This is a genomic window from Pseudomonas migulae NBRC 103157 (assembly GCF_002091715.1).
Taxonomy (GTDB): Bacteria; Pseudomonadota; Gammaproteobacteria; order Pseudomonadales; family Pseudomonadaceae; genus Aquipseudomonas; species Aquipseudomonas migulae_A.
Genome location: NZ_BDAG01000009.1, coordinates 45,729 through 72,210 on the forward strand (window position 1 = coordinate 45,729; position 26,482 = coordinate 72,210).

Here is a 26,482-nt window from a genome sequence, read left to right on the forward strand (position 1 = left end):
ATTATTTTATCTCTTCGACATTACCAAACACCCGGCAGGGCACGCCAAATGCTTTCGAGTTATCCGGCACACTCTTAAGAACCACGCTTGCCGCACCAATAATACAACCCGATCCAATAGAAACCCCTTTAGCGATTACACAGTTCGGACCGATGTAACAATTATTACCGATGCTGGTAGCCTGACGTTCTGCTTGAGCCTTCCCTCCAGTCACTGCCCATTGAACCGTATCATGTGAATAAATCTGAGCACCGGCAGCAATCGAGCAATTGTCACCGATGACAAGCCCACCAGAGCCATCAAGAATTACGCCTGGGCCAATCCAGCAATTACGCCCTACCTTAACGTCGCCAAGAACCAGCACGCTATCGTAGACACTAGTACCTTCGCCAAATCCTAATTGCTCAGCGCGCTCCCAACGGTCCGAGATCAGATCCCCAAAAGGCACACTTCGGCTCCACTTTTTTGCTATCTGTTCGCTTCGGGCACGCCAGAAGCGCCGCAGAACTGCATGTATAAAGTCAGTAATCACTTTCCGAACCGACCACTATAACAAGCAGGCTCACTATGAAAATAGATCATTCGCAGGCCATTATCCGAAATAAGCGCTCGAACCTCAGATTCATCGAAGCGACGCGCATTGCTTGGGCTATACCAGTCAAAGTTGGTTGAAACTGAAGTTTCATCACCCAAATCCTGACTCCAGAAGCACTTTAAGAAATTCCAATAGATAAACCTTTGGATATCATACTCTCCACCTTTAATTCCAAGTAGAGGAATATCTGGCGCCTGAAACTTAACATCCAGTTCGGACAGCACTCGACCTAAGTCCGCGAGTTGACGCGACATCGTCCACAATTCTTCAGAGGTAAGTTCCTTACAGCGCCCTCTAAAATAGTCATCCAGCAATTCACGGGGCAAGGCTTTCTTCGCATAAAAATAGCAGGCAAACTCACCGCCCGTCTTGGTAATGCGGGCGAGCTCCCGAAAAGTTGCGTCTGGATTCTCGGTATGCATGATAACCTGGTCGCAGCTAACATAGTTAATTGCGTCTTCAGAGAACCCCGTATCGGCAATATCCCCCTTGATAAAAAATAGATTGGGAATATTGCGATAATTTCTGGCAGCACATTCGGCAGCATCTGAAAAATCCATTCCAATCACAATGGACTCTGGCGCAAGAGAGGCAAACCAAGCAGCCTTATAACCCAACCCACAGCCCGCATCGAAAATCACTTCCTGCCTCTGCAGAAACGCCGCCAGTTCTGCCTCACTCGAAAAACCATACAGACTTAGATACCAATCGCGTTGAAACGCGTACAAATTCTCCTTCTCGTCGCTTTCATTATAGGAGACCCACTTCTCACTAAATACATCATTAGTTTGAGCCTGAGACTCGAAATCCACAGCCTTATTAAAGGATACAAAATTAGTATTATCGAATGTGCCAGGCGTCAGACCAAGCAAACTTTCCACATGACAAGCTTTCACATAATTACTCATAGGAGAATGCCTTCAAAAACTCTTCAAAATTCAGCAGCGACCAAATGAGCAGCCTTCTGTTTTCCTGACCACTCAAATGCTCATTGACAAGTCCGCCAAGAATCTCTTCGCTCATAAACTCATAGATCCTTGCATCTTTGCCCAAGAGTGTCTTCTTGACAAAATCGATACTTTCACCCTTAAACCAGCTTGCATCTGGTGCAGAAAAACCCTGTTTTTCCGCCTTAGTTATATCATTGGGAATGTGTCGCCCCATGACATCACGCAAAATCTGTTTGCCATCACGTGTTTTCTGAAAGTACTTGTCGGTTTTACCGCCAGGTTCGTTTTCATTCAACCGAACCACCTCTGAAAGGTTATTCAGCTTCAGATGAACTGGACAGCGCATTGCGAAATCAACCAAATCATTATCCAGGAAAGGCACGCGACTTTCCAAACCATGCGCCATGCTGAGCTTATCCTCAACAACTAGCAGACCATGCAAAAAAGTCTTAGCTTCGAAGTACAATGAATGATTGATGTAGTCTTCCGGGGTATAGAGATTATCCGCATGGTGTTTGAAGACATCTCGGAAGATATCTCGCGTCCAGACATGCTTTACGTCGTCCCATATTGGAGCGAAGACTTGCTTGATCTGGGCATTTGGAATAAGACGCTGCCAGAACTTGTAGTACTTATCTATGTAATGCTCGAAATCGTCGTTCACCACTGCCCGGTAGTAGCGCCAAGGATAGCCCCCAAAGAGCTCATCGCCTCCAGCCCCGGACATCACGACCTTGACAAACTTTGATGCAAGTTGCGCGGCATAGTAGTTCGGGTAGCTCTGCCCCACACGCGGCTCTTCAAGATGCCACGCCAGTTTTGGTAAAACTCTTTCCATATCCCCTGCCTTCAAGACCATCTCATAATGCTCGGTCTTGAAGTGATAGGACATGTACTCGGCTTTACTGCGCTCATCGAATCCCATCTCAATGCCCGAAGCAGAGTTGAGGTCGAAACCGCAGGTGAAGGTTTTCATATAAGGATAAGACTTGGCGGCTATCGCCGTGATCGAGCCAGAGTCCATGCCCCCACTCAGATAGCTGCCGAGTTCCACATCGGTCACTAACTGACGATTGACAGCCTGCTTGAACAAACGGTCCAGCTCCTCGCGGTACTCCTCGTCGCTGGCCTTTTGCTTGGGCTCCTGAAAGTTATAATCCCAGTATTGTGTGAACTGTAAGCTCGGTGACTTGCGCTTCAGATCCAGTACCGCGTAATAACCAGCGGGCAAAAGCTTCACATCATTGAGCAAAGTCTTGTCGGTGAAAATATTCTGGAAGGTGAAATATTCCAGTAATGCTTCCTTGTCCACGCTGCGGCGAAACTCCGGCATAGCCAGAATCGCTTTCTGCTCGGATCCGAACGCCAGGGTATGTCCTTGCTGGGAGTAGTAAAGAGGTTTGATGCCATACCGATCGCGTGCAAGCAACAGGGTTTGTTCCTGCCTGTCCCACAGCGCTAAACCGAACATGCCGTTGAAACGCTCCAGGCCTTTGGCGCCCCAGGCAATCAGTGCATTGAGCACGACTTCGCTGTCAGTACGAGAGCGGAACTGGTACCCCAGCGACTCAAGCTCGGTACGCAGCTCTCGGTAGTTGTAGACTTCACCGTTGTAGACCATCACGTAACGCTGAGACACCGAGGCCATCGGTTGATGACCGGCAGGCGACAGGTCGATGATTGCCAGACGGCGGTGGCCGAGGCCTACGTTGCCTTCGATCCAGTGCCCCTCTCCATCCGGACCTCGATGGGCGATAGCGTCCGTCATGCGCTGCAGGATTACAGGCGATACCGGGTTGTTGTCTAGATGAATGAGGCCGGCAATACCACACATGCGCTTCGTTGCTCCTGAAATCCGGGAAGGCGACGATTCGGAAACAACCATGTTCCCGAATCACCGCCTTGATATCGATCCCTGGCGCAAGCCAGGGTGGTGTAGTACTAAATCGCTTAACGCAACTGACGGATAGCTTCGACTACATAGGCGTAATCTTCAGGCGACATACGATTGTGTAATGGGATGGCCATGCTGTGATCGTTGCAGTCACGCGCACCCGGGAAATCCTCCGGCTTAAGCCCGAAACGCTCACGATAGTAAGCCAGCATATGCGCAGCATGAGTTCCCGGACGGGTAGCGATGCCCTTGGCCTGGAGTATTTCCATCATGTCGTTACGCGGCATCGGAGCTTTAGCAGGATCCACATAGGTGACAAATGCCTGCCAGCCGTGACGCCCACCTTCGGGAGTGGTGGGCAGGCGCAGCCAATCGATATCTGCCAACTGCTCGCAGTAGTACTCGGCCCAACGCGCGCGCTCATCGATGAACCCATCGAGTTTGCCGAGTTGAACTATACCGACGGCGCCCTGCAGATCGGTCATCCGGTAGTTGAAACCCAGCAAGTTGAATTCCGGCAACAGATACGGCCGAGGGCCATTGTGACGCTGCTCTTCGGAAAGGGTGGCGCCATGGTTACGCAGTTGGTTCATACGCTCGGCCAACTCTGCGTTTGCCGTGGTGACCATACCACCCTCACCGGTCGTTACCGACTTGCGCGGATGGAAGGAGAACGCAGCTACATCGCCGAGGCTGCCCGCAGGGCGACCTTTCCAGCTGGCCCCGGCCGCACAGGCAGCATCTTCAACAATGGCAACATTGGCTGGCAGTTGTGCACGCAGCGCGTCCATATCCAGGCAACGGCCAAACAGATGCACAGCGATGACCGCACGGGTTTTCGCGGTCAATTTGGATGCGATCTGTTGAATATCAAGGTTGTAGGTCTGAGGGTCGACATCCACGAAAACAGGGGTCGCACCGCAATACAGGACCACATTGGCGGTGGCCACCCATGTGAAGGCGGGCACAATCACTTCATCACCCGGGCCGATGCCCAGGCCAGCGAGAGCCAGGTGCAGACCGGTAGTGCAGGAAGTCACTGCCAGTGCATGAGGCACTTCATGACGCTCGGCAAACGCCTTCTCAAAGGCCGCGACCTTTGGTCCTTGAGTCAACCAGCCGCTCATTAGAGGCTCACGAGTAGCCTGCCATTCTTCCTCACCGGTGCAAGGTAACGAGATGGCGATATTACGCATTTCCATTACGCTCACTCCGCGCCGTGCTCTGCACGCCAATCAATCAGCTTCTGCAAGCCTTCATGCAGTTCGTACTTGTAGGTAAAGCCGAGATCTTCTGCCGCTTTTTTCGGGCAGCCGATACGGTTTTGCACCATGCGGCGCGCGTCGTCAGCGCTGTAAGGGCGATACTCGACAACCAGGTCAGACTTTTTCAGGTCCAGGATGCCGTCGCACAACTGCTTGATGCTGGTCTGCACGCCGGTACCGACGTTGTAGAACTGGTCGGTGACGTCAGCTTCAAGCGCCTGCACGTTGCAACGTGCAACGTCTTCCACGTAGATGAAGTCGTAAGCCTGGGTACCGTCGCCATTGATGACCGGGCCTTCGTTGGCGTCGATCTTGTTGAGCATGATCGGGATAACGCCGGTGTAGGCTGCGGTCTGGTCCTGGTGCGGGCCGTAGACGTTCATGTAGCGCAAGCCGACGTAGCTCAGGCCGAAGCGATCATGGTAGGCGTGGCACATGGCTTCGCCAGCGATCTTGGTGGCGCCGTAGAAGTTACGGTTGTTGAACGGGTGGTCCTCGGTCATAGGCACCTGCACCGCATCACCGTAAACGGAGGCGGAGGAGGAGTAAACCAGACGCTTGATGTTGTTCTGAACACAGGCCTCAAGTACGTTGAAAGTACCTTCGATGTTCACGTGGAACGCTGTCCGCGGGAAGTCCTTGCAGTGCAACAACCACATGGCGGCGAGATGGATAACACCATCCATGCCTTTCATCGCATCGTTCAGCAAGTCGATTTCGCGCACATCACCGCCATTGGCGTAGAGGCTGCAGCGCGGATCCTTCAACTGTTCAGCGATGTTGCTGACCTTTCCACGGGCGAAGTTATCGTAGATGACGACTTGCGCGGCACCGGCCTTCAACAGTTCCGAGACGACGAAACTACCGATGAAACCAGCACCACCAATGACCAGAATTTTTGAACCTTGGACTTTCATGCGACGTACTCCATTCAATTGCGTGTGGCGGCCGACAGCGACTCAGTAATGAATTGTTGGTCAGCCGGACCAAGATAGGGGTGCATTGGCAAGCTCATCACCCGATTGGCAATCGCATCACCGATCGGCAGGTGAGCTTGCTCATCCATGACCGCCGGTTGGCGGTTCAGCGGAATTGGATAATGAACAGCGGTAGGGACGCCGGCAAGCTTCAGACGCTCCTGGACAGTATTTCGCTCATCAACCTGAACGGTGTACTGGGCCCATGCGCTCGTGTTGTGCGCTTCGACAAAAGGAGCAGCAATACCAGCTTCGCCAAGAAGCAACGCATAGCGGTCTGCCACCTGCTGACGCAGTTTGAGTTCTTCTTCGAAGATCTCCAGCTTGGGCAGCATAATCGCAGCCTGCAGCGTATCGAGCCGGCTATTCACACCGACGCGAATATGATGGTAGCGACGGTCCTGTCCATGACGAGCGATTTGCCTCAGTACTTTGGCCAATTCGTCATCGCTGGTGAAAATCGCACCGCCATCGCCGTAGCAGCCCAACGGCTTGCTCGGGAAGAAACTGGCACACGCGATAGTGGTCAGATTGCAGGAGCGCTTGCCTTTATAGGTCGCACCGAAACTCTGCGCTGCATCCTCGATTACCGGAATGCCATGTTTGGCAGCGATGGCGTTGATTGCGTCGAAATCCGCACATTGCCCATACAAGGAAACCGGAATGATGGCTTTGGTGCGCGGCGTGATCGCTGCTTCGAGCAAAGCTGGATCGAGGTTGTAAGTGCGCGGATCAACGTCGACATAGACGGGTTTGGCACCCAGCAATGCAACGGTTTCAGCGGTGGCAATATAGGTAAAGCCCGGCGTGATCACTTCATCACCCGGACCGATGCCCAAGGCCATCTGGGCAATCTGCAAGGCGTCAGTGCCATTGGCGCAGGTGATGCAATGTTTGGCCCCGACAAACGCGGCAAGGCGTTCTTCGAGCTCTGCCACTTCCGGGCCGAGGATGTATTGGCCATGAGCCAGGACGCGCTGGATACCAGCATCTATCTTGTCCTTGATTCTGGCTTGCTGGATCTTGAGGTCAATAAACTCGATCATTGCCCGGCCTCCTTGACCAGCGTTTTACCGCTCAATACGTAACGCGCACCACTGTGCTCGCAGATCGCAATTCCATCACCTTCCAGCGGCAAGTCCAACTGTTCGCCGAACTCGCTCATCCAGCCGATCTGCCGAGCCGGCACACCTACTACAAGCGCGTAGGCCGGCACCGACTTGTTGATCACTGCGCCGGCACCGACGAAGGCGTACTCACCGATAGTGACACCGCAGACGATGGTGCAGTTGGCACCCAGGGTGGCGCCTTTCTTGACCAGGGTGTCGCGGTACTCGCTCTTGCGTTCGATCAGCGAGCGCGGGTTGTAGACATTGGTGAACACCATGCTCGGACCGCAGAACACACCCTCTTCGAGGGTCACATTGTCATAGACCGACACGTTGTTCTGGATCTTGCAGTTGTCACCAATGACGACCTTGTTACCGACAAAGACGTTCTGCCCGAGGGACACGCCTTTGCCGATACGCGCACCACCGCAGACGTGCACAAAGTGCCACACCCGCGAATCGTCACCAATCTGCGCACCCTCATCGACAATCGCGGAAGGATGAATCTGATAATTCATGCCTGCCTCAGCGATTCAGGGTTGCAAGGAAAGGATGGCCCTCGTCGTTCTGCGGTGTAACGATGGCGGACGAGCGAATGGTGTTCACGGTCTCCACACAGTGACGCGCATCTTCGATGCCGTAGCCACGGCCGGCGAGAATTTCCCGGTAGCTGGTGGTGTGCAGGTCGGTGAAGCCTTCGGAGAACTCCATCTCGTCACCATCAACGGTGATGGAACGATAGGTCGGCTTCTTGCCTTTGACCGAGTCCGGCAGGTCATCGGCATCGATCGACAGGAACCAGCGCACACGCGCCTTCTCATATTCCAGATAGCCAGCGGCTTTGTAGTCATTGGCAAAGTGCACAACGTTACGCTGCAGCTTGCCGAAGATGAAATGCAGCATGTCGTAGAAGTGCACGCCAATATTGGTCGCGACGCCATAGGACTTGCGTGGATCGCCCTTCCAGCTCTCCATGTACCACTTGCCACGGGAAGTGATGTAGGTGAGTTCTACATCGTATTTACCGTCGCGAGACTCACGGGCAACTTTCTCTTTGAGATCGAGAATGGCCTGGTGATGACGCAATTGCAGGATGTTGTATACGCGCTTGCCCGTTTCGCGCTCGACCAGGGCCAGTTCGTCCAGGATTTCAGGCGTAGGAACCAGCGGCTTCTCGCAAATCACATCGCAGCCAAGGCGCAGACCTGCCGCAATATGCGAATGGTGCAGGTAGTTTGGCGAGCAGACGGCGACGTAGTCCAGGGCAGTAGCCGGATCGCGCTTGAGCTGCCAGGCGTGTTCATTGAAACGCTCGAACTGAGTGAAGAACTCGCTCTGCGGGGACAGGCTGTCAATGATCCCCACGGAATCATTGATGTCATAAGCCGACACCAACTCGTTACCGGTGTCTTTGATTGCGCGCATATGCCGAGGGGCGATGTAGCCGGCAGCGCCGATAAGGGCGAAACGTTTCAAAGGGAACACTCCAGCAATCAGGCTTTGATGATATGAGCTTCAGGGGTGCGGTATTTGCCGCGACTGTCCACCACCAACTGTGCGTGTTGGCGAATCAGCTCATAGTCGAATTTATCGTGATCGGTGGCCAGAACGACGGCATCGAAACTCGCAATATTTTCAGCGGTCAGCGCTTCGCTGGACAGATTGAAGTGGTGCTCGCGCATCTTCGGGAAAACCGGGACATGCGGGTCGCTGTAAGCCACCACACAGCCTTTGGCTTCGAGCATCTCCATGATCTCGACGGAAGGCGACTCCCGCATATCGTCCACGTTTTTCTTGTAGGCGATACCCAGCACCAGCACCTTGCTGCCTTTCAAGGCCTTGCTGCTGTTGTTCAGGCCATCCATCAGCTTGCTGACGACGTACTCGGGCATAGCCTTGTTGACTTCACCGGAAAGCTCAATGAAACGCGTGTGCAAGCCGTATTCGCGAGCTTTCCAGGTCAGATAGAACGGGTCGATGGGAATGCAGTGCCCACCAAGACCTGGTCCTGGATAGTAAGCAGTGAAGCCGAAAGGCTTGGTCGCAGCCGCATCGACCACTTCGAAAATATCGATACCCATACGATCGGCGACCACTTTCATTTCGTTGACCAAGCCGATATTCACCGCGCGGTGGATATTTTCCAACAGCTTGGTCATCTCGGCGGCCTTGGTGGAACTGACCGGTACGACCTGGTCGATGGCCTGCTCGTACAACGCGATACCGACTTCCAGGCACGCAGGGGTATGACCGCCGATCACTTTCGGAATAGTACGAGTTTCAAAGTTTGGATTGCCCGGATCTTCACGCTCCGGCGAATAGACCAGGAAGATGTTCTCACCGACCTTCAAGCCGCCTTCCTGAACACGCGGAAGCAGTTCTTCTTCCGTAGTCCCCGGATAGGTGGTGCTCTCCAGGGAGACAACCTGCCCTTCACGCAGATAAGGCTTGATCGCTTCCGTGGTGTTGATCACGAAGCTCATGTCCGGTTCACGGTACTTGTTCAGCGGGGTTGGCACACACAGGATCAGGGCGTCGCATTCGCTGGCGCGCTGGAAATCAGTGGTCGCCTCGAAGCCGCTTTGACGGGCGTTCTGAATTTTCTCGGCGGGGATATGCTCGATATAGCTTTGGCCGTCATTCAGCCGGGAGACCTTAGCCTCATCGATATCGATGCCTAGCACACGAAAGCCAATAGCGTTGTAACGCAACATCAGAGGCAGACCGACATAACCTAGCCCAACGATACCAATTAGAGCCTCTCTGCTTTTGAACTTGCCAACACTCGTCCGTTTCATGTCCGACATCAGGTAAAACTCCCATAAACTAATTCTTGAACGGTTAACACTTCAATCAATCGGGGGATTATCACCCGTTGTTGACGTTTTTCTGCGCATATCTGCTTGTGCTACCGGGGTAAGCGCTCGCGTGCTGGATGGCGCGATCCGAATAGCCTTCTATACTGGCGATGGCCTTATAGAGTGTTGCTGCCCTTCGCACGGAATAACCGCCTGCGGGGGGTTGGACCTGATTTGCAAGCAGGGTAATCCCTAAGCCGGCAACCGAAAAAAGCGCATTATGCCACTTATCTCCAAGCATGGCTTTAAGGCAATTGATGATGCTGGCTCCGTTCCGACCAACAAACACTGCTTAGCGTCATGGCATCTTTCGGTAGCGATACACCCACCCACTGAATGAACGAATTCTAGAATGGCATTTTGCCAGCTTCGATTAATGCCGTCGTTATACAATTTCGAAAAAAACCGCGCCTCCCTTTCGAGAAGCGCGGCTTTTTTACACCTAGGGAATCACACCCGAAAACGCTGCACCATGCCCTGCAGTGCTTTGGCCAACTTCGACAGCTCATGACTGCAGGCACTGGTCTGATCGGCACCGGAGGCGGAACGCACCGACAGATCACGGATATTCACCAAATTGCGATCCACTTCCAGAGCTACCTGCGCCTGTTCTTCCGCAGCACTGGCGATCACCAGATTGCGCTCGTGAATCTCGTGAACCGACGCCGTGATGGTCTGCAATGCGTCGCCGGCCCGCTCAGCCAACACCAGCGTGCTGGCGTTCATGGAGTCCAGCGCCAGACTCGAGCCGTTGCGCATGCTGGACCATTTGCTCGATTTCCTGGGTCGATTTGCTGCGTACGATGCGCCAATGCGCGCACCTCATCAGCCACCACCGCGAATCCGCGCCCACTTTCACCTGCACGCGCCGCCTCAATCGCAGTATTGAGCGCCAGCAGGTTGGTTTGTTCGGCGATGGCCCGAATCACATCCAGCACCTTGCCAATGCCCTGGGATTGATTGGCCAGCGACTGCACCAATTCACCGGTGTGCTGCACATCCTTGGCCAAGGCGCTGATCGCGCTGGCAGTTTCGCTGACCCGCTACTGCCCCCAGATGCGCCGATTCGCTGGACTGGCGAGTGGCATTGGAAGTCGACACGGCGTTACGCGCTACTTCTTCCACGGCGCTGGGTTCCTTCGAAGCATCCCGCCGTACCAGCTTATCTGACGCGCTTCAAGAAACCGTCAGGCGCAACGCTGATCTGGAGTTTATAATCAATACTCTTGTCGATTTCGAACTCGGCATGTTGCTTCAAGTATTCTTTAACTGCACTTTTCGGGCTGTTCCCGGGCCCCCATGGGCGTTCTTGGATCAAATCGACTGGCATGTCTTCGATCAAGGTATCAAATACCACGCAGTAACTGCCCGTGCTGACGAGATCGGCATAAGCCTCAAGTTCTGCCAATACATGATCATGTGTATGATTCGAATCCAAGCAGACCAAAATACGCTTATAACCTTTTGCATATTCCCGAACTTTTGAAATTGTATCGCTATCGATACTCGAACCCTGAATCATTTCAATCATATTCGACATGGGGTGAGCTTTAATCGCATCGTGGTTATGCTTACGGATATCGATATCAATACCAAGCACACGGCGCTTGCTAGCCTTCGGATCAAGGCTCTTGCCTTGCTCTACAGCCTCGCAATAATCGAGCATCGCCAGCATCGAAGCGCTAAAAATCAATGAGCCACCGTGGGCAATGCCAGTCTCGATGATCAAATCCGGTTTGATGTCCCAGATCAGCTCTTGCATGGCCCAAGTATCGTTAGGAAATTGAATCGCCGGACGGCCGAACCAGGAAAAGTTATAAGCCCATTTGTGCCGGCTGATTTCACGAACCCAAACACGGGACAACGCTTGCAGGTCAGTGTCAGCACCCAAGGCTTCAATATTTTCTACGACTTCCTGACGAAATTGCTCATGCGGGTTCATTTTTAAAGCTTCTCCAATCTGTAGTTCCAGAATTTATAGACTCAAGCCCGAGCTTGCCACAGTTCGCCACCAGATCCAGGGCGGAAACATAGGGCGTAAATTCGCCATGGGATTGAGGATAAGGCGTGCAGTTATAGGCCATATATTCGACGGCAACGCCCGAACGCTCGAACAACTCATGATCGAGATAACGTCCGGCGCCATGACCGGTGATGTATTTGTCCCCTTCCAGGCGCTTGACCACTGAAAGGACGCGATCACTGCTGGTTCCCGGAATATCCAGGGACTGCACATCGATAAAACGACAGTTAACATCCAAGCCAAAATACTTGAGCAGCGCCATCAACGACGCACGGGCCAGTGCTCCGACATTTGCATAATCGCCAGAATAGACATTCGCAACGAGCTCAAGCGCATCCTGACGAAATGGAGCGTTCGCAAAGCTGCTTTCCAGCAACGCTATGTGTGTTTCTCGCCATTTCGAAGTCGGAGGCACCTGAACTTCATTTATTTTTTGACCTAGATGCAGATCCACTAAAGGGACTGTCATCCAGCGCATACCCTGGGGTGTCTTGATTTGTACCCGATTTACGAAACTACCTTTGGAAAACTGTACGTCATCGTAATGAACAAAAACGTTGGCCAGGCGCACTTGTTCCAACAGGCCTACCCATGGAAAAAGCATCGATTGTGAAATGACGATGTTCATAATTCACTTAACTCAAAAAGAGTTCCATAAGCACCACATCATGCCAAGCGCCTGAAATGAACACGTGATTCGAGAGCTTTCCACAGCGTTTGAAGCCAGCGTTTTCATAACATTTTATTGCGGCGGTATTGTCGCCTCTGACTTTCAGCCAAATCTTACCAAGCCCCCAAGTGTCACGCATATAGGCGCTGGCCAAGGCAAGTACCTCCCCGCCGATACCGCGCCCCTGGGCGCTGGACGCCAAGCAGATACCCAGCTCTGTATTTCGACTCACAAAATCAGTGTTTTTAAACTGTAAAAAACCCAATGCCGTGTCATCGGCAGGATCCGCCAGGATAAAAATGAAACTATCAGAGGCCCCCGAAAAACCTTTCAACCATTCACGCACTTGATTTTCATCGCTGCCTCGCGGACGGGCCAGCAACTGAGCTTGCAACGAAACGTCGTTACGCATGCTCCGGAGCAACGTGAGATCGTCCTCTTTCCAGCTACGTAGCCGTACTTTTTTCCCTGTGATCATGCAAGTTGCTCATCGAGGAAAACCAGAGAGACATCTCGCTCTTGCAGCCAGCGCATTTCATCCATGACGGCGCGAGCAATGCTGGGATTCAAGCCCACGTAAAGTACCTTCACATCTTCCGGAAGCGACTGAGGAGAAAGAATCGGCTTGCTAAACAGCTCTTTTCCCTGCTGGAAAGGACTAGCGTCCAAAAAGCAGGTAACGCTATCAAAGTCATTCATTGCGCTGGCGATATAGGCGCCATAGAAGCCCGAGCCGTAAATAGCCTTGGCGACGCCCGCATAGGCTTGCGAAGTATGGGAGATGCGCTGGTTTACAGCCTCCCAATAACGAGCCAATTCTTCTGATCGTGTAATGGTTTCTGCTACGTTTAACGCAGCTGAACTCTGGGTGCCTTTACGAGCGGTAAAGACGAGGGCGCCGCGATGGGCAACATCATCGATCTGAATATCGCGGAACCCGGCGGAATCAAGCAGGTAGGCTAGCGAAGGCGCGGTGAAGTGGTTGACGTGGTCAATCACTACAAAGTCCGCAACGTTGCCGAAGGTATCAGGCACGATCCCATAAAACACACCGTCGTCCTTGAGCAAGGCGTGAACCTTTTTCACTGTATCGATCGGCTCAGGGATATGTTCAAGGGCGAAAAAGGAGGTCAGGACGTCAAAGTTGGATGCCCAGGACTCAGGCGTTGTGTGTATCGCGCACTTATCGGCACTGACGAATTTATTCCAATACTCTTTGTACATCGAACTGACATCGAATAAATGAATATTCAAATCAGTACGCACCCCGCTCAACTTCTTGAGCGTAGAGGCTTTGGCACAGCCATAGTCAAGAACTGTAGCGCCAGCGGGCAAGTTCAACTTGTTCAGCAAGGTTGTTATTTGATGGTCCGTCCGATAAACGATCTCACCTTCTTTCACTTCGTAAATCTGATCTTCTTCTTCGTCACTCAGGAGAATTTTGTAATCGGACTCATAATAGGCAACGGTATCGGCGAACGCCTCGCTCCGTAAATGCGAGCACACCGGGCACGACCACACATTCACTTGTCCATCGCGAAGCTCACACAGCGAAGTCAGGGACTGATTGGAGTTAGCCGCATAGATAGGCTTCTCGATTTCAGTGAGACAAACATTGCAGTGCATTATTTTTTACTCCGCGTGAAATAATTCTGGATGTACGGCGCGAAAATCAACGCCAGCTGCATACGACCCTTTCCAACCGTGTTCACGGCCTACAGGATCTGCAAAATTGAAATATCTGAATTGCATGGACCATCGCGCCCGATCACCATTGTTATAACCAGAGCAATGCAAGAGCATGAAATCGATGATTACCAGATCACGAGGTGATGTTAGAGGTGCAATTTTACTGTACTTTTCCAGATACTGTTGTTCGTCTTTAATCATCAACGCGTAAGCACCAGAACGCCCGACTCCCTCCGGATCAGCATTACAAACGGGCAATGCTCCCAGCTTATGCGACTCAGGGCAAAACACTACCGGCCCCAGCGCCTCAGTTACATCAACTAGTGGGCTCCAGAAAACCAAGCCATCTACACTTCGTAGCTGAGCAGGGTATTCCTGATGCCACATCGCACGGTATTTGTCTTCGAAAGGACAGTCGATACGAATACCGTACCCGCCCGCCGCAATGCCTGGAATAGACCCCTGCCTCAACTCCGAAAATAGCGACTCGTGTCGGGGATGCGCAACCAAGCGTATAAAGGCAGGGATCTGTTTCACTGCATCATAGATCTCACCGCCCCAAGAACGATTGATTTTGATCAGATCCAGATAACCCTTATCGAACTCCGACGGGTTGTAGGCGCCTCTCAGGTCGGCAATACCGTACTTGAGCATGACCTGACCAATGACATCATGGATACCGCGCTGAACCGCCCCAATGTCGCATTCGTCATAAAAATCCCGAATAATCAACACGCCATTGCGTTCAAACTCGGTTATCTGTTCTGGACTCAAGTATTTATTCATGGGGCGCTCTGGATCGGGGTCTACGAACACTTAACCAATTTGAAGACATTACAATGTCGAAAAAACCGAACACACCCGCTCCAATTCAGCAGCGGTCAAGTCGTGATAACTCGGCAGATTCATCGCACGCAGCGGGATGGAATAGGCATTCACATTCTCAGGCCGAGCCTCGAACATCGATAAGCTAGAGAGCGGGTGAAAAAATACTCGAGCGTCGATATTGGCGGCCTGAAAAGCCGCCTGTAAACGCTCACGGGTCATCCCGGTCTGCTCTTCAAATACGACTGTCGGCATCCACGCACCAATGATCGTTCCTTCAGGCTGCGCATTGAGCGCAATGCCCGAGTACGCTTTCAGGCCTTCTCGATAGAGGCTCATGATCTCCTGCTTACGCCGGATCAAGTCATCAATGCGCTCCGTTTGCGCACATCCAATCGCCGCCTGAATATTCGACATCTTGTATTTGAAACCAACCATGTCCGGCCAGAACTGCTTGGTCTGTCCTCTCGCCCTGCCATGGTTTGAAAGTGTCAGTACTTTTTCGTAAAGAGCGGCGTCGTTAGTGACAAACATGCCGCCTTCGCCCGTCGTAAGGGTCTTGGTGCCATGGAAAGAAAAGCTGCCAAAAGCCCCCATGCTACCGGCCCGCTTACCGTGATACTGAGAGCCGATCGCTTCAGCCGCATCCTCGATAACGGGAATGCCATGGCGCTCGCCGATTTCCAGCAAACGGTCCATATCGCAGAGATTTCCGTACAGGTGCACAGCGACAATGGCTTTGGTTTTAGGGGTGATGGCTGATTCCACTTGCTCGGGATCAATGCACCAGGTATCAGGAAGAATATCGACGAATACTGGTGTAGCGCCCAGGTGTTCGACAGGAGAAACGGTGGCGATCCAATTGGTGTCTGCCATGATCACTTCGTCGCCCGGCCCTATGCCCAAGGCGGCCATGCCCATGTGCAGGGCACCCGTACAGCTCGAGGTAGCAATCGCATATTCAACGCCAAGGTGGGCCTTGAATGCATTCTCGAAACGCACGATGTACTCGTAGCACTTGTCGCCCCAACCGTTTCTGGCCGCGTCAGTGGCGTACTCGACTTCCAGTTCGGTAATCGAAGGCTTGGTGTAGAAAATCCGCTCGCTCATTTGACCTCCAGTGCGGGAACAGCCGTTACAAACTGTCCGCCCCACTTTCTGACGTAGCTGTGATGACCGATCACTTCATCGGCGATGTTCCAGGGCAGAATCACCACGGTATCGGGTTGAGTTTCTTTCAGCTTCTGCGGCGAGTAGACCGGGATATGGCTCCCGGGAAGGTATTTACCTTGCTTGGACGGCGCTGCATCACACACATAGGCCAAGAGATCCGGTTTAACGCCCGCATAGTTCAACAGCGTGTTGCCCTTGGCAGCGGCACCATATGCAACTACCTGTTTGCCCGCGCGCTTCTGCTCGATCAGGAAACTCAGCAAACCATTCTTGAGTTCATCGGCCAGCACCTGAAAACCTTGATAAATCTTCAGATCCTGTAACCCGAACTGCAATTCCGCGTCCAGAAGACGAGCGACGCCAGGGCTGTCACTGCGACCATCCTCAACATGACAGCCGTGCACGCGCAAACTACCACCATGGGTCGGCAACTCTTCTACCTCACTGATCCGCAAACCAGCCTGGGCAAAGATTCGGTTTACCGTGTAAAGCGACAAATAGGAAAAGTGCTCGTGGTATACGGTGTCGAACTGGGTGTGCTGGATCAGGCGCATGAGGTGCGGAAACTCAAGGGTAATGGTCCCCCCAGGTTTCAAAGCCGCTTTCAGACCACGAGTGAAATCGTTGATATCCGGCACATGGGCAAAAACGTTGTTGCCGGCAATCAAATCAGCTTGGCGTCCCTCGGTCGCCAGCCGTTTGCCCAGTTCCTCACCGAAAAACTCACGCAACACCGGGATACCGATTTCCTCCGCAGCAGCGGCCGTGCTGGCGGTCGGTTCAATCCCAAGACATGGGATATCGGCGGCCAAAAAATTCTTCAGCAGGTAACCGTCGTTCGAAGCCACTTCGATGACAAAGCTGTCAGCTCCAAGCCCCAAGCGCTCGATCATGGTCCTCGAATAAACAGCGGCATGCTCGAGCCAACTGGTCGAAGTGGACGAGAAGTAGGCGTAGTCCTTGGAAAAGAACAGGTCTGCCTGAGCGTAATCTTCGGTCTGTACCAACCAGCAGTTCCCGCACACTTTCAATTTGAGCGGAAAGTAGATTTCCGGCGAGCTTAACTCCGCTTCGCTGAGGTACGAATTGGAGGGTGGAGCAAAACCCAGATCCAGAAAAGTGTGCTGCAGCGGCTCAGAGCAGTGGCGACATTTCATACATGAAGTCCGACGAATTCGTTAGATAGCAAAGCGTGATTCTTGTCGCGCTCGGAAAGATCGGTGACAGGCAATGGCCAGGTGATTCCCAGTCGAGGGTCATCATATCGTACAGCCCCCTCAGCCGCCGGCTCATAGAAAGCTGTGTGCAGGTAGAGCAATTCGCTCTCGGCTTCGAGCACTTGAAAACCGTGCGCACAGCCTTGCGGAATCACTAACATGCGACCGGTTTGCGGGCTCAGCTCTTCAGCATGCCAGCGCAAAAATGTCGGAGAGCCTGCACGCAGATCGACGACCACATCCCATACCCGGCCTTTCAGGCAACGAACCATTTTCATCTCCGCATGGGGGGCATGCTGAAAATGCAGCCCCCGTACGGCGCCAATGGTCGAGGTACGAGAATGGTTGATCTGCACGATATGCTGAGAACCCAGAACGTCAGCCAGGCTTTTTTCGCAAAAAAAGCGACTAAAAGCGCCGCGGTGGTCCTGGTATGGCTGGGTTTCAACTACCACCGCGCCATTTATAGCTGTAGACCGGATATTCATGAGTCGATCCAGACGCAACCGGCTCGTGCTGCCGCGGCTATATACTTGGCCAGTTGTTCATGAGTGATCGCTTGACCTGTGGAAGATTGGTGACGGTACCAGTCAGCCGTCATTTCCAGGCTTTGCTCCAGGCTCCAGACCGGCTGCCAACCCAGACGGGCTTTCGCCTGTGAACAGTCGAGGTATAACAGGTTGGCTTCGTGCGGCTGCGGTACCGAAGTGGTATGCCAGGCGAGTTCAGGCCAATACGCCTGCAGCCCAGCTAAAACCTCTGCAACCGTACGGTTGTCTTGCGGTGCAGGACCAAAGTTCCACCCGCCCTCGATCGCCTTATCGAGCATCAGAAGTCGCTGACCGAGCAAAAGATAACCAGACAGGCATTCGAGTACATGCTGCCAAGGTCGGGTGGATTGAGGTGAACGGATTTCGAGGGACTGGTGAGCCTGAATAGCCCTGACCAGGTCGGGGATCAGACGGTCTTCGGACCAGTCGCCGCCACCAATGACATTACCGGCACGCGCCGAGGCGATCAACGGTGCACCTTCAGTGCTCCAGAATGCCTTGCGATAGCTGTCGACTACCAATTCGCTGGCCGCTTTGGAGGCACTATAAGGGTCATGACCACCGAGGCGATCGTTTTCACGATAGCCCCAAGGCCACTCGTTGTTAGCGTATACCTTGTCAGTCGTAATAACGATTACAGCCCGCACACTAGGTGTAAGCCGACAGGCCTCAAGCACATTGGCAGTCCCCATCACATTGGTCGACCAGCTTTCCAGCGGATCGCGATAGGAGCGACGCACCAGTGCCTGAGCAGCAAGGTGAAAAACGATTTCCGGCTGCGCTTGCTCGAATGCATCCCGAACCACCGCGGAATCGCGAATGTCACCACGTAAATCAACCGATGGGGTGTTCAGCAGATCCCAGTGAGCCGGATCAGTTTCAGGCGTCAAACCGAGACCGGTTACTTGCGCTCCGAGTTCGCAGAGCCAAGTTGCCAACCAACTGCCTTTGAAGCCCGTATGCCCGGTGAGCAGGACCTTACGGCCCCGATAGAGATCGCCGAACTGCTTCATGCCCAGCGCTTCCAGGGTGCGTTACCTTTGCTCCACAAATCTTCGAGGTGGTTTTTGTCTCGCAAGGTATCCATTGCCTGCCAAAAGCCACTGTGTTGATAAGCCATGAGGTTACCCTCGTCAGCCAATCGCATCAGCGGTTCGGCTTCCCAGCTGGATTGATCATCAGCGATGTAATCAATGACGGAAGGATTGAGCACAAAGTAGCCGCCATTGATCCAGGCGCCATCACCTGCAGGCTTCTCCTGGAAGCTGTTGACCTGGCTGCCCTGCATATTCAAAGCTCCGTATCTTCCCGGCGGCTGAATAGCCGTGACGGTGGCAAGCCTGCCATGAGCGTGGTGAAAATCGATCAGCTCGCGGATGTTCACATCCGATACACCATCACCATAGGTAAAACAGAATGGCTCATCGCCCAGATGCTCACGGACTCGCTTGAGCCGTCCTCCGGTCAAGGTGTCCTCGCCGGTATTGACCAGCGTGACGCGCCACGGCTCAACGTAGCGCTGATGAACTTCCATAGTGTTATTGGACATGTCAAACGTGACATCGGACATGTGCAGGAAATAGTTGGCGAAGTACTCCTTGATCACATAGCCCTTGTAACCACAGCAAATCACGAAATCATTGATTCCGTAAGAAGAGTAGAGCTTCATAATGTGCCAGAGAATCGGCTTGCCACCGATTTCGATCATCGGCTTGGGACGCAAATGGGACTCTTCAGAAATACGCGTGCCAAGCCCACCCGCCAGAATTACCGCCTTCATGGGAAACCTTACCTGCAAATGTCTATGGAAACCGCTCAATTAATCCGAGGGACGCGGCAGCAACCCTTATTGCACGAGCGCTACAGACGAATTGGCAGACCGGGAGGTTTTAGCATGACCCCGATGCATTGAACAGACCGTCATCCTTGGCACAATCTTGATTTCAAATGCAAAAAAGTTTTCACGGATCCCGGGAAACATAGAAAACAGAACGCCGGTTTGATTGATGATGTTCGCGCGAGCAAACACATCAAACAAACCGGCGTTCTTGTGCGCGGTACGAAACAGCAGGCTCATCTGCAGGATTGACTGACCGCGAACCAAGCGCTGGTGACGCTGCTCTTGATGAAGGTTTAATTCAAGACGCTTTGGACGCCGAGCCCGGCTTGGAGATGAAAGCCTGGGGGCAATGGCTGCGCCTTTTTTGCTGATTCCATTACGCCCCTCCTGAAAAACAGATCAGAAGGTGTAAACCCTATTCAGGACGGAATAAGGCCAAAAAAAAGGCGTCCTATTGGACGCCTTCTTTTTATGTATGGTCGGGGTAAGGGGATTCGAACTCCTGACATCCTGCTCCCAAAGCAGGCGCGCTACCGGACTGCGCTATACCCCGGTAAAAAAAAGGCACCTTTTAAAGGCGCCTTCTGCGAACAGAGCTTTTGGCGTCTGATCTTAAGATTCGATTCCAGCGCTAGCTGGTTTCAAAAATGGTGGGTCGTGTGGGATTCGAACCTACGACCAATTGGTTAAAAGCCAACTGCTCTACCAACTGAGCTAACGACCCAAAAATGGTCGGGGTAAGGGGATTCGAACTCCTGACATCCTGCTCCCAAAGCAGGCGCGCTACCGGACTGCGCTATACCCCGGTTTGAAATTGGCTCCGTGACCAGGACTCGAACCTGGGACCCAATGATTAACAGTCATTTGCTCTACCGACTGAGCTATCACGGAACTACATATTTCAATTTACAACGGTGAAGCTTTGCTGCGTTCTCTTCGACTCGTTCGCATCGCTGCGTTCGTGTGTCTGAGGCGCGCTATTCTACAATCTTAAGCACCTCTGTCAACCCCCTAAATTGCTTTCAAGTTAATGATTTGCAACTTATTTCAGATTCCTGCTTGGGGAGCTGGAACCCTTCAGGGCGACTTACTGCGGGGCGCACTTTACAAGCCTTTTCCTTTCAGTTCAACAACCTGACGAAAAAAAGGCCTCGCAATGCGAGGCCTCTTCAATTTTATTGCCGATGTGGATCAGGCGAAGACGATCTCGTCGTTTTCCACAACGCCTTTGGCGGTATCGCCGGGCATGAAACGACCCGACAGAATCAGCTGCGCCAGCGGGTTTTCGATCCAGCGCTGGATCGCTCGTTTGAGCGGCCGTGCGCCGTACACTGGGTCGTAACCAACCGCGATCAGCTTATCCATGGCCTCAGGGCTGAGTTCCAGCTTCAGCTCCCGTTCGGTCAGGCGACTGCGCAGACGACCCAACTGGATCTCGGTAATGCCCGCGATCTGATCCCGAGCCAATGGCTCGAAGATCACCACTTCGTCGACCCGGTTGATGAACTCCGGCCGGAAGTGCGTGGAAATCGCATCCATCACCGCCGCGCGCTGAGCCTCACGATCACCGACCAGTTCCTGGATCTGTACCGAGCCCAGGTTGGAGGTCATGACGATCACGGTGTTCTTGAAATCCACCGTGCGGCCATGGCTGTCGGTCAGACGACCATCTTCCAGCACTTGCAGCAAGATGTTGAAGACGTCCGGGTGGGCCTTCTCGACCTCATCCAGCAGGATCACCGAATAAGGCTTGCGACGCACCGCCTCGGTCAGGTAACCGCCCTCCTCGTAACCTACGTAGCCTGGTGGCGCACCGATCAACCGGGCCACGGAATGTTTCTCCATGAACTCGGACATGTCGATCCGCACCATCGCCTCTTCGGTATCAAAGAGGAACTCGGCCAACGCTTTGCACAGCTCGGTTTTACCGACACCGGTCGGGCCGAGGAACATGAACGAACCGCTGGGACGATTCGGGTCGGACAACCCGGCCCGCGAACGCCGCACTGCGTTGGAAACCGCGATCACCGCTTCGTCCTGACCAATCACACGCTGGTGCAACAGGCTTTCCATCTTCATCAGCTTGTCGCGCTCACCCTCGAGCATTTTCGACACCGGAATGCCGGTCCACTTCGAGACGACTTCGGCGATTTCTTCCTCGGTCACCTTGCTGCGCAGCAACTGGTTTTCGCTTTTGCCGTGCTGGTCGACCATTTGCAGGCTGCGCTCCAGGTCCGGGATCACCCCGTATTGCAGCTCGGCCATGCGGTTCAGGTCGCCTTTACGGCGCGCGGCTTCCAGTTCCTGACGGGACTGTTCGATTTTCTGCTGAATCTGCGCAGAACCCTGGACTTCGGCTTTTTCCGAGTTCCAGATTTCTTCGAGGTCCGAATACTCACGCTCATGACGAACGATTTCTTCCTGGAGTTTTTCCAGGCGTTTCTTCGCGGCGTCATCGCTTTCTTTTTTCAGCGCCTGGGATTCCACCTTCAGTTGAATCAGACGACGCTCCAGGCGGTCCAGCACTTCCGGCTTGGAGTCAATTTCCATGCGGATGCGGCTGGCGGCTTCGTCGATCAGGTCGATGGCCTTGTCCGGCAACTGACGATCGGTAATGTAGCGATGACTGAGCTTGGCCGCGGCGATGATCGCACCGTCGGTGATCGCCACTTTGTGGTGAACTTCATAACGCTCTTTCAGACCACGCAGAATGGCGATGGTGTCTTCTTCGCTCGGTTCGTCCACCAGCACTTTCTGGAAGCGCCGCTCGAGAGCCGCGTCCTTCTCTATATATTGGCGGTACTCGTTGAGCGTGGTTGCGCCGACGCAGTGCAATTCACCACGAGCCAATGCAGGCTTGAGCATGTTGCCCGCGTCCATCGAGCCTTCGCCTTTACCGGCGCCGACCATGGTGTGCAGTTCGTCGATGAACAGAATGATCTGCCCTTCCTGCTTCGACAGTTCATTGAGCAGGGATTTCAGGCGCTCCTCGAACTCGCCGCGGTATTTGGCACCGGCAATCAATGCCCCCATGTCCAGGGACAGCAGACGTTTGCCTTTCAGGCCGTCCGGCACTTCGCCGTTGATGATGCGTTGGGCCAGGCCCTCGGCGATGGCGGTTTTACCGACACCAGGCTCACCGATCAGCACCGGGTTGTTTTTGGTGCGGCGTTGCAGCACCTGAATGGTCCGACGAATTTCGTCGTCACGACCGATCACCGGATCGAGTTTGCCGTCTTCGGCGCGCTTGGTCAGGTCGACGGTGTATTTATCCAGCGCCTGGCGCGACTCTTCGTGGTTGGCGTCGTTGACCGCTTCACCGCCACGCAGGTTATTGATCGCGTTCTCCAGGGCTTTTTTGCTCACGCCCTGGCCGAGCAACAATTTGCCGAGCTTGCTGTTCTCATCCATGGCGGCGAGCAGCACCAGCTCACTGGAAATGAACTGATCGCCCTTCTGCTGGGCCAGACGATCGGCCTGGTTGAGCAGGCGCGCCAGATCCTGCGACATGTTGACGTCGCCGGTCGGGTTCTGGATTTTTGGCAGCTGATCGAGCTCTTTGGTCAGCTCTTTACGCAGGCTGTTGACGTCGAAACCGACCTGCATCAACAGGGGTTTGATCGAACCGCCCTGCTGCTCAAGCATGGCCTGCATCAAGTGCGCCGGTTCGATACCGGGATGGTCAAGGCCGACGGCCAGCGATTGGGCGTCGGATAGAGCTAACTGCAATTTGCTGGTTAAACGATCTATACGCATGGGTCACCTTCCTTTTGAGCAGGCCGGACCTATAAAACATCCTGAATGAAGAAACCTGCCAGATACCTCACTAGATGTGGTCGATTCTGGGAGTTTCAAGCGTCGTACAGTTGATGTAGATCAGAGAAGTCTAGCGTTCGAGCCAGATAAGCGAGGCAAACCGACCGGTGCGTGGGCTACGGCGGTAAGAAAAGAAGCGCGGATCGGTCACGGTACAGAAACCGCCACCATATACAGCAGTAACGCCGCGAACAGCCAGACGCAAGCGCGCCAGCTCGTAGATGTCGGCCATGAACTTGCCGGCGTTTGCACTTGGCACAAAGGCTTTGGCGGCTTCAGGCAATTGCTCGACGAAGGTTTCGCGAACTTCCGGGCCGACTTCAAAGGCTTGCGGGCCAATCGCCGGGCCGAGCCAGACCAGAACGTCTTCCGGTGGTACGGCCAGTGCGTCCAGAGTTGCTTCCAGCACACCCGCCGCCAGCCCGCGCCAACCGGCATGGGCGGCTGCGACGCGCGTACCGGCACGGTCGCAGAACAATGCGGGCAAGCAATCCGCCGTCATTGCCGCGCAGGCAATGCCGGGTGTTGCCGTCCAACTGGCGTCGGCGGTGGCCACAAGGCTTGGGTCCGCGTGAGCCACGACGATGCCGTGAACCTGCTTTAACCAGGCCGGTTGAATAGAGAAATGATCGGTAAGGCGACGGCGGTTTTCGGCAACAGCTTCAGGGCTGTCATCGACGTGATCGCCGAGGTTGAGGCTGTCGAACGGCGCCAGACTGACGCCGCCCGCACGGGTGGTCACACAGGCTTTCACCCCGGCAGGCGCAGGCCAGTCGGGAATCAGCCAGTCACTCATCCGATGAACGCCTCGCGGTCTTGCTTGAGCAATGTCAGCAACCAGACGAAATCGTCCGGCAGTGGCGACTCCCAGCTCATGCGCACACCGGTGGTCGGGTGATCCAGCTCCAGGAACCGCGCATGCAGCGCCTGACGCGGGAACGTCTTCAAGGAATCGACCATGGTCTGGCTGGCGGCTGGCGGAATGCGGAAACGACCGCCGTAGGCAGGATCTCCGACCAACGGGAAGTTGATGTGAGCCATGTGTACGCGAATCTGGTGCGTACGACCGGTTTCCAGCTTCACCCGCACGTGCGTGTGGGAGCGGAAACGCTCGAGCACGCGGTAGTGGCTGACGGCTTGCTTGCCACCTTCCATCACAGCCATGCGCTGGCGTTGCTGGCCGTGACGACCAATCGGCGCGTTGATCTTGCCGCCCGCCGTTACCACACCGATCACGATGCATTCGTAGATACGGCTGACGCTGCGGCTCTGCAACTGTGTAACCAGCTGCGTCTGCGCCTGAATGGTCTTGGCCACCACCATCAGACCGGTGGTGTCCTTGTCCAGGCGATGCACGATACCGGCGCGGGGCACATTGATGATGTCCGGCACGTGGTGCAGCAAGGCGTTGAGCAAGGTACCATCAGCGTGGCCGGCGGCAGGATGCACCACCAGGCCCGCAGGCTTGTTGATCACGAGGATGTCGTCGTCTTCATAGACGATGTCCAGCTCGATGTCCTGAGCGATCCATTCGCCCTGAGCTTCCTGCTCGGCAGTGAGCTCAAGAATGGCGCCACCGTGAACGATGTCTCGCGGGCGGATTACCGCCCCATCCACAGTCAGGCGGCCGTCTTTGATCCAGGCGGAAAGGCGCGAGCGCGAGTGCTCAGCGAATAATTGTGCGGCGACTTGATCGAGGCGTTGGCCGCCCAATTCGGACGGCACCTCTGCGCGAAGTTCAATTTTATCGGACATGCTCGGACTAGGCGTCGGCACAGCCTTTGGTTTCGGCTGCGCGCTTGTGGTTAAATACGGCGTCTTTTGCCCCGAGGCTATTCAACGGGGCGCTCATCATAACAGGACGGCCCCGCCCAAGACAGCGGCCGTCATAGGGACGCAAGCCGCCATGCAAGTGAAACACCTGCTGCTGATCGCCATCCTCGCATTGACCGCTGCTTGCTCATCGAAGGAAGTCGTAGACGAAAACCTTAGCGAAGTCGAGCTGTACCAGCAGGCTCAGACCGACCTGGACAACAATAGCTACACCGCCGCCACAGCCAAGCTGAAGGCGCTGGAGTCGCGTTATCCATTTGGCCGCTACGCCGATCAGGCTCAACTCGAGCTCATCTACGCCAACTACAAGAACACCGAGCCTGAGGCTGCGAAGTCTGCCGCCGAGCGTTTCATTCGTTTGCACCCACAGCATCCGAACGTGGATTACGCCTACTACCTCAAGGGTCTGACGTCTTTCGACCAGGACGTCGGCCTGCTGTCGCGGTTCCTGCCGCTGGACATGACCAAGCGTGACCCGGGCGCTGCCCGCGACTCCTATAACGAGTTCGCCCAGCTGACCAGCCGCTTCCCGAACAGCCGCTACTCGCCGGACGCCAAGCAGCGCATGATTTATCTGCGCAACCTGCTGGCGGCCTACGAGATTCACGTTGCCGACTACTACCTGACCCGTCAGGCCTACGTCGCTGCCGCGAACCGTGGTCGTTACGTGGTGGAAAACTTCCAGGAAACCCCGTCGGTCGGTGATGGCCTGGCGATCATGACCGAAGCCTATCAGCGTCTGCACCTGGACGACCTGGCGGCCACCAGCCTCGAAACCCTGAAGCTCAACTACCCGAACCACCCAACCCTGGTGGACGGTCAGTTCGTGCCGTCGGTAGACGAAGCCGACAACCGTTCGTGGTTGAGCAAGGCGACCCTGGGCCTGATCGAATCCCGTCCACCGCTGCCGCCGGGCGAAACCCGCGCCAACCAGGACGTGCAGAGACAATTCCGAGACGCCAAAGACGCGATTCCGAACGATCTCAAGCCTAAAGATGAAAATGGCGACGTGATCGAAGAAGAGGAACACGAGTCCGAAGTCAACAACAGCGACCGCTCGTGGTTCAGCTACATGACCTTCGGCGTGTTCGACTGATACCTCGGTTGTGCAAAAAGGGAGACTCTTGAGTCTCCCTTTTTATTTCAGCGATTTATTACGCTGTGCGCCCGTCATGTCCTTGGCTAAACTGCAGAATC

At 54.3% G+C, this 26,482-nt stretch carries 25 protein-coding genes, 4 tRNA genes and 1 pseudogene; 1 reads left to right on the forward strand and 29 read right to left on the reverse strand.

All coding sequences use genetic code 11. The annotated features are described in order from the left end of the window. Position 1 precedes the first annotated feature (1 nt). The 29 genes and pseudogenes from PMI01S_RS09185 to rluD form a co-directional block, all read right to left on the reverse strand. Positions 2–532, reverse strand: coding sequence for an acyltransferase (locus PMI01S_RS09185; protein WP_235864446.1), 531 nt, complete (start codon positions 530–532; stop codon positions 2–4). Beyond that, the gene (locus PMI01S_RS09190) at positions 529–1,503 is read right to left on the reverse strand and encodes a class I SAM-dependent methyltransferase (protein WP_084319441.1); all 975 of its coding nucleotides are present in this window, start codon (positions 1,501–1,503) and stop codon (positions 529–531) included. The genes PMI01S_RS09185 and PMI01S_RS09190 overlap by 4 nt, the downstream gene beginning before the upstream one ends. Then, positions 1,496–3,430 carry an asparagine synthase (glutamine-hydrolyzing) gene (gene asnB / locus PMI01S_RS09195; RefSeq protein WP_235864447.1) on the reverse strand — a complete coding sequence of 645 codons (1,935 nt, stop codon included), beginning with the start codon at positions 3,428–3,430 and terminating at the stop codon, positions 1,496–1,498. The genes PMI01S_RS09190 and asnB overlap by 8 nt, the downstream gene beginning before the upstream one ends. Before the next feature lie 65 nt (positions 3,431–3,495). Further along, positions 3,496–4,641, reverse strand: coding sequence for a DegT/DnrJ/EryC1/StrS family aminotransferase (locus PMI01S_RS09200; protein ID WP_084319445.1), 1,146 nt, complete (start codon positions 4,639–4,641; stop codon positions 3,496–3,498). 5 nt (positions 4,642–4,646) lie between these two features. Continuing rightward, entirely contained in the window at positions 4,647–5,621 is a 975-nt protein-coding gene (locus PMI01S_RS09205) for an SDR family NAD(P)-dependent oxidoreductase (RefSeq protein WP_084319447.1), read from the reverse strand. Between the two features lie 14 nt (positions 5,622–5,635). After that, complete coding sequence (locus tag PMI01S_RS09210) at positions 5,636–6,727, reverse strand: DegT/DnrJ/EryC1/StrS family aminotransferase (RefSeq protein WP_084319448.1); 1,092 nt, start codon at positions 6,725–6,727, stop codon at positions 5,636–5,638. Then, the gene (wbpD, locus tag PMI01S_RS09215; RefSeq protein WP_084319450.1) at positions 6,724–7,308 is read right to left on the reverse strand and encodes a UDP-2-acetamido-3-amino-2,3-dideoxy-D-glucuronate N-acetyltransferase; all 585 of its coding nucleotides are present in this window, start codon (positions 7,306–7,308) and stop codon (positions 6,724–6,726) included. The genes PMI01S_RS09210 and wbpD overlap by 4 nt, the downstream gene beginning before the upstream one ends. A 7-nt stretch (positions 7,309–7,315) precedes the next feature. Next, the gene (gene wbpB / locus PMI01S_RS09220) at positions 7,316–8,266 is read right to left on the reverse strand and encodes a UDP-N-acetyl-2-amino-2-deoxy-D-glucuronate oxidase (protein WP_084319452.1); all 951 of its coding nucleotides are present in this window, start codon (positions 8,264–8,266) and stop codon (positions 7,316–7,318) included. Between the two features lie 17 nt (positions 8,267–8,283). After that, on the reverse strand, positions 8,284–9,588 hold the full coding sequence (gene wbpA / locus PMI01S_RS09225) for a UDP-N-acetyl-D-glucosamine 6-dehydrogenase (RefSeq protein WP_371850915.1): 1,305 nt from the start codon (positions 9,586–9,588) through the stop codon (positions 8,284–8,286). 510 nt (positions 9,589–10,098) lie between these two features. Then, complete coding sequence (locus PMI01S_RS32380; protein ID WP_167362917.1) at positions 10,099–10,407, reverse strand: hypothetical protein; 309 nt, start codon at positions 10,405–10,407, stop codon at positions 10,099–10,101. 38 nt (positions 10,408–10,445) lie between these two features. Beyond that, positions 10,446–10,779: pseudogene (locus tag PMI01S_RS32385) on the reverse strand (methyl-accepting chemotaxis protein); the annotation flags it as partial. Between the two features lie 31 nt (positions 10,780–10,810). Next, positions 10,811–11,590: a cephalosporin hydroxylase family protein gene (locus tag PMI01S_RS09235; protein ID WP_084319456.1), complete on the reverse strand. Its 780-nt coding sequence runs from the start codon at positions 11,588–11,590 to the stop codon at positions 10,811–10,813. Then, positions 11,577–12,299, reverse strand: coding sequence for a WbqC family protein (locus PMI01S_RS09240; protein ID WP_084319457.1), 723 nt, complete (start codon positions 12,297–12,299; stop codon positions 11,577–11,579). The genes PMI01S_RS09235 and PMI01S_RS09240 overlap by 14 nt, the downstream gene beginning before the upstream one ends. Before the next feature lie 7 nt (positions 12,300–12,306). Beyond that, positions 12,307–12,819: a GNAT family N-acetyltransferase gene (locus PMI01S_RS09245; RefSeq protein WP_084319458.1), complete on the reverse strand. Its 513-nt coding sequence runs from the start codon at positions 12,817–12,819 to the stop codon at positions 12,307–12,309. Further along, positions 12,816–13,967: a class I SAM-dependent methyltransferase gene (locus tag PMI01S_RS09250; protein ID WP_084319459.1), complete on the reverse strand. Its 1,152-nt coding sequence runs from the start codon at positions 13,965–13,967 to the stop codon at positions 12,816–12,818. The genes PMI01S_RS09245 and PMI01S_RS09250 overlap by 4 nt, the downstream gene beginning before the upstream one ends. Positions 13,968–13,973: 6 nt before the next feature. After that, the gene (locus PMI01S_RS09255; protein ID WP_084319460.1) at positions 13,974–14,816 is read right to left on the reverse strand and encodes a phytanoyl-CoA dioxygenase family protein; all 843 of its coding nucleotides are present in this window, start codon (positions 14,814–14,816) and stop codon (positions 13,974–13,976) included. Between the two features lie 48 nt (positions 14,817–14,864). Beyond that, positions 14,865–15,965 (reverse strand): DegT/DnrJ/EryC1/StrS family aminotransferase, encoded by a 1,101-nt coding sequence (locus tag PMI01S_RS09260; protein WP_084319461.1) that lies wholly within the window; start codon positions 15,963–15,965, stop codon positions 14,865–14,867. After that, positions 15,962–17,185 carry a class I SAM-dependent methyltransferase gene (locus tag PMI01S_RS09265; RefSeq protein WP_084319462.1) on the reverse strand — a complete coding sequence of 408 codons (1,224 nt, stop codon included), beginning with the start codon at positions 17,183–17,185 and terminating at the stop codon, positions 15,962–15,964. The genes PMI01S_RS09260 and PMI01S_RS09265 overlap by 4 nt, the downstream gene beginning before the upstream one ends. After that, on the reverse strand, positions 17,182–17,733 hold the full coding sequence (gene rfbC / locus PMI01S_RS09270) for a dTDP-4-dehydrorhamnose 3,5-epimerase (protein WP_084319463.1): 552 nt from the start codon (positions 17,731–17,733) through the stop codon (positions 17,182–17,184). The genes PMI01S_RS09265 and rfbC overlap by 4 nt, the downstream gene beginning before the upstream one ends. Then, the gene (gene rfbG, locus PMI01S_RS09275) at positions 17,730–18,809 is read right to left on the reverse strand and encodes a CDP-glucose 4,6-dehydratase (RefSeq protein ID WP_174602657.1); all 1,080 of its coding nucleotides are present in this window, start codon (positions 18,807–18,809) and stop codon (positions 17,730–17,732) included. Before rfbG ends, rfbC begins: the two co-directional genes overlap by 4 nt. Then, on the reverse strand, positions 18,806–19,576 hold the full coding sequence (gene rfbF / locus PMI01S_RS09280; protein WP_084319465.1) for a glucose-1-phosphate cytidylyltransferase: 771 nt from the start codon (positions 19,574–19,576) through the stop codon (positions 18,806–18,808). Before rfbF ends, rfbG begins: the two co-directional genes overlap by 4 nt. A 66-nt stretch (positions 19,577–19,642) precedes the next feature. Then, a complete protein-coding gene (locus PMI01S_RS31660) occupies positions 19,643–19,873 on the reverse strand; it encodes a hypothetical protein (protein WP_167362918.1) in 231 nt (76 codons plus the stop codon). Between the two features lie 239 nt (positions 19,874–20,112). Further along, positions 20,113–20,189: transfer RNA gene (locus PMI01S_RS09290), tRNA-Pro, on the reverse strand. 95 nt (positions 20,190–20,284) lie between these two features. Then, positions 20,285–20,360, reverse strand: a tRNA-Lys gene (locus PMI01S_RS09295). A gap of 5 nt (positions 20,361–20,365) precedes the next feature. Beyond that, positions 20,366–20,442 (reverse strand) — tRNA-Pro (locus tag PMI01S_RS09300). A gap of 9 nt (positions 20,443–20,451) precedes the next feature. Beyond that, positions 20,452–20,527 (reverse strand) — tRNA-Asn (locus PMI01S_RS09305). Between the two features lie 300 nt (positions 20,528–20,827). Continuing rightward, entirely contained in the window at positions 20,828–23,392 is a 2,565-nt protein-coding gene (clpB, locus tag PMI01S_RS09310; RefSeq protein ID WP_084319467.1) for an ATP-dependent chaperone ClpB, read from the reverse strand. A gap of 130 nt (positions 23,393–23,522) precedes the next feature. Next, positions 23,523–24,248 carry a peptidoglycan editing factor PgeF gene (pgeF, locus tag PMI01S_RS09315; protein ID WP_084319468.1) on the reverse strand — a complete coding sequence of 242 codons (726 nt, stop codon included), beginning with the start codon at positions 24,246–24,248 and terminating at the stop codon, positions 23,523–23,525. After that, complete coding sequence (gene rluD / locus PMI01S_RS09320; protein WP_084319469.1) at positions 24,245–25,207, reverse strand: 23S rRNA pseudouridine(1911/1915/1917) synthase RluD; 963 nt, start codon at positions 25,205–25,207, stop codon at positions 24,245–24,247. The genes pgeF and rluD overlap by 4 nt, the downstream gene beginning before the upstream one ends. Positions 25,208–25,358: 151 nt before the next feature. On the opposite strand from rluD, the gene PMI01S_RS09325 reads away from it, so the two are divergent. Continuing rightward, complete coding sequence (locus tag PMI01S_RS09325; RefSeq protein ID WP_084319470.1) at positions 25,359–26,381, forward strand: outer membrane protein assembly factor BamD; 1,023 nt, start codon at positions 25,359–25,361, stop codon at positions 26,379–26,381. Positions 26,382–26,482 lie beyond the last annotated feature (101 nt).

Excerpts from the sequence above, each read along its gene's own strand:
- rluD (WP_084319469.1), bottom strand. The coding sequence starts at position 25,207 with ATGTCCGATAAAATTGAACTTCGCGCAGAGGTGCCGTCCGAATTGGGC.
- PMI01S_RS09245 (WP_084319458.1), bottom strand. The coding sequence starts at position 12,819 with ATGATCACAGGGAAAAAAGTACGGCTACGTAGCTGGAAAGAGGACGAT.
- wbpA (WP_371850915.1), bottom strand. The coding sequence starts at position 9,588 with ATGAAACGGACGAGTGTTGGCAAGTTCAAAAGCAGAGAGGCTCTAATT.
- PMI01S_RS09200 (WP_084319445.1), bottom strand. The coding sequence starts at position 4,641 with ATGGAAATGCGTAATATCGCCATCTCGTTACCTTGCACCGGTGAGGAA.
- PMI01S_RS09205 (WP_084319447.1), bottom strand. The coding sequence starts at position 5,621 with ATGAAAGTCCAAGGTTCAAAAATTCTGGTCATTGGTGGTGCTGGTTTC.
- PMI01S_RS09255 (WP_084319460.1), bottom strand. The coding sequence starts at position 14,816 with ATGAATAAATACTTGAGTCCAGAACAGATAACCGAGTTTGAACGCAAT.
- PMI01S_RS09265 (WP_084319462.1), bottom strand. The coding sequence starts at position 17,185 with ATGAAATGTCGCCACTGCTCTGAGCCGCTGCAGCACACTTTTCTGGAT.
- PMI01S_RS09240 (WP_084319457.1), bottom strand. The coding sequence starts at position 12,299 with ATGAACATCGTCATTTCACAATCGATGCTTTTTCCATGGGTAGGCCTG.
- pgeF (WP_084319468.1), bottom strand. The coding sequence starts at position 24,248 with ATGAGTGACTGGCTGATTCCCGACTGGCCTGCGCCTGCCGGGGTGAAA.
- PMI01S_RS09325 (WP_084319470.1), top strand. The coding sequence starts at position 25,359 with ATGCAAGTGAAACACCTGCTGCTGATCGCCATCCTCGCATTGACCGCT.
- rfbC (WP_084319463.1), bottom strand. The coding sequence starts at position 17,733 with ATGAATATCCGGTCTACAGCTATAAATGGCGCGGTGGTAGTTGAAACC.
- PMI01S_RS32380 (WP_167362917.1), bottom strand. The coding sequence starts at position 10,407 with ATGCGCAACGGCTCGAGTCTGGCGCTGGACTCCATGAACGCCAGCACG.
- PMI01S_RS09260 (WP_084319461.1), bottom strand. The coding sequence starts at position 15,965 with ATGAGCGAGCGGATTTTCTACACCAAGCCTTCGATTACCGAACTGGAA.
- PMI01S_RS09250 (WP_084319459.1), bottom strand. The coding sequence starts at position 13,967 with ATGCACTGCAATGTTTGTCTCACTGAAATCGAGAAGCCTATCTATGCG.
- PMI01S_RS09210 (WP_084319448.1), bottom strand. The coding sequence starts at position 6,727 with ATGATCGAGTTTATTGACCTCAAGATCCAGCAAGCCAGAATCAAGGAC.
- asnB (WP_235864447.1), bottom strand. The coding sequence starts at position 3,430 with ATGGTTGTTTCCGAATCGTCGCCTTCCCGGATTTCAGGAGCAACGAAG.
- wbpD (WP_084319450.1), bottom strand. The coding sequence starts at position 7,308 with ATGAATTATCAGATTCATCCTTCCGCGATTGTCGATGAGGGTGCGCAG.
- PMI01S_RS31660 (WP_167362918.1), bottom strand. The coding sequence starts at position 19,873 with ATGAGCCTGCTGTTTCGTACCGCGCACAAGAACGCCGGTTTGTTTGAT.
- clpB (WP_084319467.1), bottom strand. The coding sequence starts at position 23,392 with ATGCGTATAGATCGTTTAACCAGCAAATTGCAGTTAGCTCTATCCGAC.
- rfbF (WP_084319465.1), bottom strand. The coding sequence starts at position 19,576 with ATGAAGGCGGTAATTCTGGCGGGTGGGCTTGGCACGCGTATTTCTGAA.
- PMI01S_RS09190 (WP_084319441.1), bottom strand. The coding sequence starts at position 1,503 with ATGAGTAATTATGTGAAAGCTTGTCATGTGGAAAGTTTGCTTGGTCTG.
- PMI01S_RS09235 (WP_084319456.1), bottom strand. The coding sequence starts at position 11,590 with ATGAACCCGCATGAGCAATTTCGTCAGGAAGTCGTAGAAAATATTGAA.
- rfbG (WP_174602657.1), bottom strand. The coding sequence starts at position 18,809 with ATGAAGCAGTTCGGCGATCTCTATCGGGGCCGTAAGGTCCTGCTCACC.